Origin of the sequence: Pseudomonas protegens, from assembly GCF_003732485.1 — a bacterium.
Lineage (GTDB): Bacteria > Pseudomonadota > Gammaproteobacteria > Pseudomonadales > Pseudomonadaceae > Aquipseudomonas > Aquipseudomonas protegens_B.
On the sequence record NZ_MOAK01000081.1, the window covers coordinates 198,654 to 203,552 of the forward strand.

Sequence of the window (4,899 nt, forward strand, 5' to 3'; positions counted from 1 at the left end):
GGGAAACAGCAGGTCGATGAAACGTTCGGCGGTGGGTTGCGGTTCATGGTTGGCCAGCCCGGCGCGCTCGTTGGCTTCGATGAACACGTACTGGGGCTGATCCGCCGCCGGCACCATCAGGTCCAGACCCACCACTGGAATGTCCAGGGCCCGGGCGGCGCGGACAGCCGCGTCGGCCAGGGTCGGATGGAGAATGCCAGTGACGTCTTCCAGGGTGCCGCCGGTGTGCAGGTTGGCGGTGCGCCGGACGAACAGCCGTTCGCCGGCAGGCAGCACGCTGTTGTAGTCGTAGCCGGCGGCATGCAAGGTGCGCTGGGTTTCCTTGTCCAGAGGGATCTTGCTTTCTCCACCGGTGGCCGCCTGGCGTCGTCGGCTGCGGGCCTCGATCAAGGCGCCAATGGAATGCTGGCCGTCGCCGATGATTTCGGCGGGACGGCGGATGGCCGCGGCCGCCACTTCAAAACCGATCACCAGGATGCGCAGATCCAGCCCCTCGTGGAAGCTTTCCAGCAGCACTCGGCTGTCAAAGCGGCGGGCGTGGTCGATGGCTTGCTGCACCTCTTCGATGGTGCTCAAGTCCACGGCCACGCCTTGTCCCTGCTCGCCATCCAACGGTTTGACCACCACCCGCTGGTGCTCGTCGAGAAACTCCAGGTTGTCGTCGGCGTTGCCCGCCAATTGCTGGGCGGGCAGGTTCAGACCGGCACCCTTGAGCACCTTGTGAGTCAGGCTCTTGTCCTGGCACAGGCTCATGCTGATGGCACTGGTCAGGTCGCTCAGGGATTCCCGGCAACGCACCCGGCGGCCGCCGTGGCTGAGGGTGAACAGGCCGGCGTCGGCGTCGTCCACTTGCACGTCGATGCCGCGGCGATGGGCCTCCTCGACGATGATCCGTGCATAGGGGTTGAAGTCTGCCTGGGGCCCGGGGCCGAGAAACAGTGGCTGGTTGATGCCGTTCTTGCGCTTGATGGCGAAGGTCGACAGGGTGCGAAAGCCGAGCTTGGCGTAGAGGTTCTTGGCCTGGCGATTGTCGTGCAGCACCGACAGGTCGAGGTAGCTCAGGCCGCGGCTCATGAAGTGTTCGATCAGGTGTCGCACCAGCACTTCGCCCACACCCGGGCGGCTGCAATCGGGGTCCACCGCCAGGCACCAGAGGCTGCTGCCGTGTTCCGGGTCCTGGTAGGCCTTGTGGTGGTTCAGGCCCATGACGCTGCCGATCACCGCGCCGCTGTCTTCGTCTTCGGCCAGCCAGTACACCGGACCGCCCAGATGGCGCGGAGTCAGCAGGTTCGGATCGATGGGCAACATGGCGCGTGCCTGGTACAGCTGATTGATGGCCTGCCAGTCGGAGTCGCTCTGGGCCCGACGGATACGGAAGCCGCGAAACACCCGAGTGGCCTGGCGGTAGTCGCTGAACCAAAGACGCAGGGTGTCGGAAGGATCAAGGAACAGTTGCGCCGGTTCCAGCCCGAGCACCTGTTGCGGCGCTGCTACATACAGAGCGATGTCGCGCTCGCCGGGACGCTCGTTGAGCAACTCCTCGGCGAGGCGGGTGGGATTGGGAAAGGTATGGCCGATCAGCAGTCGACCCCAACCGCAATGCACGGCGATGGGTTGGTTGCCGGGTTCGCTGCCGTCTTCGGCAAAGCGCGCCTGCAGCCGTTCATAGGACGGCGCCTGGCCGCGCAGCAGACGTTGGCTGTAAGCCGTGGCGTGAGCTTTCATCGGTCAGATTCCTTGTTCGCTGAGCCACAGGTTCAAGGCTGCCAACTGCCACAGCTTGGAGCCGCGCAGGGGGGTCAGCTGGCCCTGGGGATCGGTCAGCAGGCGATCGAGCATGGCCGGGTTGAACAGGCCGCGATCCTGGCTTGGGTCCAGCAGCAGTTCACGCACCCAGTTCAGGGTGTCGCCCTGCAGGTGTTTCAGACCCGGCACCGGGAAGTAGCCTTTCTTGCGATCGATCACTTCGCTGGGGATCACCAGGCGGGCGGCCTCCTTGAGCACCTGCTTGCCGCCGTCCGGCAGCTTGAAGCGTGCCGGTACCCGGGCCGACAACTCCACCAGGCGGTAGTCGAGGAAGGGGGTGCGCGCCTCCAGGCCCCAGGCCATGGTCATGTTATCCACACGCTTGACCGGGTCATCCACCAGCATCACCGTACTGTCCAGGCGCAAGGCCTTATCCACGGCAGCGTCGGCGCCGGGCTGGGCGAAATGCTCGCGGACGAAGTCGCCGGCGGCGTCATGCTCGGTCAGCCACTGGGGTTGCACGGTGGCGGCATAGTCGTCGTAGCTGCGGTCGAAGAAAGCATCGCGATACGCCCTATAGGGATCGCTGGCGCCGTCCACTTGCGGGTACCAGTGATAGCCGGCGAACAGTTCGTCGGCCCCCTGGCCGCTCTGTACCACCTTGCAGTGTTTGGCCACTTCCCGGGACAGCAGATAGAAGGCGATGCAGTCGTGACTGACCATCGGCTCGCTCATGGCGCGGAAGGCCGCGGGCAGTTGCTCGATGATTTCGTGCTCGTCGATGCGCAGTTGGTGATGTCGGGTCCCGTAGTGTTTGGCGATCAGGTCCGAGTACTGGAACTCGTCGCCCCGTTCGCCGCCGGCATCCTGGAAACCGATGGAGAAGGTCGAGAGATCGTCTACCCCCACCTCCCGCAGCAGGCCTACCAGCAGGCTGGAATCGACACCGCCAGAGAGCAGTACACCGACGTCCACCGCCGCCCTTTGCCGAATGGCCACGGCTTCACGGGTACTGTCCAGCACCCGGTCGCGCCAGTCCTCCAGGGTCAGGTTGAGTTCGTCGGTGTGGGGGCCGTAAGGCAGGGTCCACCAGGTCTGTTGTTCGCTGCGACCGTCTGCCTCGATACGCATCCAGGTGGCCGGCGGCAGTTTTTCAATGCCCGCCAGCAAGGTGCGCGGTGCCGGGACCACGGCGTGGAAGTTCAGGTAGTGGTTGAGCGCCACCGGGTCGAGGATCGGCTTGATATCGCCGCCCTTGAGCAATGCCGGCAGGGCCGAGGCGAAGCGCAGCCGTTGGCCGGTGCGCGACAGGTACAGCGGCTTGACCCCGAGGCGGTCGCGGGCGATGAACAGGCGCTGGGCATCACGCTCCCAGATAGCGAAGGCGAACATGCCGTTGAGCTTGGGCAGCAGGTCGGCGCCCCAGGCGTGATAGCCCTTGAGCAGCACTTCGGTGTCGCCGCCGGAATGGAAGGCATAGCCCTGGGCTTCCAGTTCGGCGCGCAATTCGGGGAAGTTGTAGATGGCGCCGTTGAAGGCCAGGGACAGCCCCAGCTGGTTGTCGATCATGGGCTGCGCCGAGCCATCCGACAGGTCCATGATTTTCAAGCGTCGATGGCCGAGGGCGATCGGGCCCTGGCTGTGAAAGCCCCAGGCGTCGGGGCCACGGGGGGCCAGGTGGTGAGTGATTCGTTCAACCGCTGCCAGGTCGGCAGGTTGATGATCAAAGCGTAGTTCGCCAGCTAATCCGCACATAAGTCCTTACCGGTTTTTCCGTTGGGGAGAGTCAATCCGCAGTCGCCAAAAGGGCGGCTACCTGGAAACTGACCTGTGCATAACTCGGGAGTTTTAGACCGATCGGTTATAAGCAGAGGAGTGGTGCTGGGGGCGGGAGTTGATTCTGATCGCTGTCCATTGGCCATCGGCGGCCTTCAACAATGAAGACCGCCGCGCTGGGTCAGGCCTTGCCGCGAATCAGGCGGCGCAGGGCGAAGCGGTTTGGATGACAGGCTTCGGCCACGCTCCTGGGCAACGGCAGCGGTTCGTTTTCCAGCCAGGCGGCCAGCAGTTCGCCGGACAACGGCGCGGTAATCAAGCCGCGAGAACCATGGCCACTGTTGATGTACAGGCCGTCGAGCCAGGGGCAGGGCAGGTCCGGCACCTGACGTGCGTCCTTGCCCAGGGCGGCGTAGGTTTCGGCGAACGCTTCCGGGTCCGCCAGAGGACCGACGATGGGCAGGTAGTCCGGGCTGGTACAGCGGAAGGCCGCGCGGCCTTGCAGGCTGTCCAGGGGCAACTGTTCGGCGTTCAGGCGTTGCAGCAGGTCGCTGGAAATTTCCCGCAGCATCGCAAGGTTACCGGCATGTTCGGCAGTGGTTGGCGTCAGGTCCTGGCTCTTGAAGTCGAAGCTGGCCCCCAGGGTATGTTCCCCTTGTCGCGGTGGGGCCACATAGCCTTCAGCGCAGACCACCGTGGCCAGGCTCTGACTGTGCGCGGTCTGTGGCAGGCGGGTGATCTGCCCGCGGATGCGCTTGAGGGGCAATTCGGCGCTGGCCGGGAAGCGTTTGATTTCGGCAGCACCGGCGAGGATCACCACCGCTGCACTGGCCAGCATCCGTTCGCCGTCCCAGGCTTGCCATTGCTGGTCGACCCGCCGCAACTCCAGCACTTCCTGGTGAGTCATGACCTGGATCTGCGAATGCTTGGCCTGCCACTGGCACAGGGCGGGCGGATGCACCCAGCCACCTTCGGGATAGAACAGGCCCCCGTGTTCCAGACCGATGCCGGCCAGGGCCTGGGCGTGGGGCTGATCCAGCACATGCAACAGGTCGGCGGGGAAGGCCGCGGCCAATTGCGCCTGGCGCTCGGCTTCCTTGGTGTTGAACGCCAGTTGCAAGACTCCGCAGCCATCCCAGTCCAGGCCGCGTTGCAGGTGTTCCAGCTGGCGCCGGGTGTAGCCGAAACCGCTGAGGATCATTTGCGACAGCGCGGTGCCGTGGGCGGAGAGCTTGAGATAGAGCACCCCTTGCGGATTGCCCGAGGCTTCCTGGGCCAGTTGGTCGTGGCGCTCCAGTAGTTGCACCTGCCAGCCACGGGCGGCGAGGCTGGTGGCGCTGGCGCAACCCGCCAGTCCGCCGCCGATCACCAGGGCGG

At 65.1% G+C, this 4,899-nt stretch carries 3 protein-coding genes; all 3 read right to left on the reverse strand.

What is annotated here, in order from left to right; all coding sequences use genetic code 11:
• A partial coding sequence (gene ngg / locus BLX41_RS33850; RefSeq protein ID WP_185073763.1) for an N-acetylglutaminylglutamine synthetase occupies positions 1-1,725 on the reverse strand: 1,725 nt, incomplete at its 3' end.
• A gap of 3 nt (positions 1,726-1,728) precedes the next feature.
• Positions 1,729-3,501, reverse strand: a complete 1,773-nt coding sequence (locus BLX41_RS24775; RefSeq protein WP_123727004.1) for an N-acetylglutaminylglutamine amidotransferase — start codon at positions 3,499-3,501, stop codon at positions 1,729-1,731.
• A 202-nt stretch (positions 3,502-3,703) separates the two neighbouring features.
• On the reverse strand, positions 3,704-4,899 hold a 1,196-nt coding region (gene mnmC1 / locus BLX41_RS36185; RefSeq protein WP_259745149.1), incomplete at its 5' end, for an FAD-dependent 5-carboxymethylaminomethyl-2-thiouridine(34) oxidoreductase MnmC1.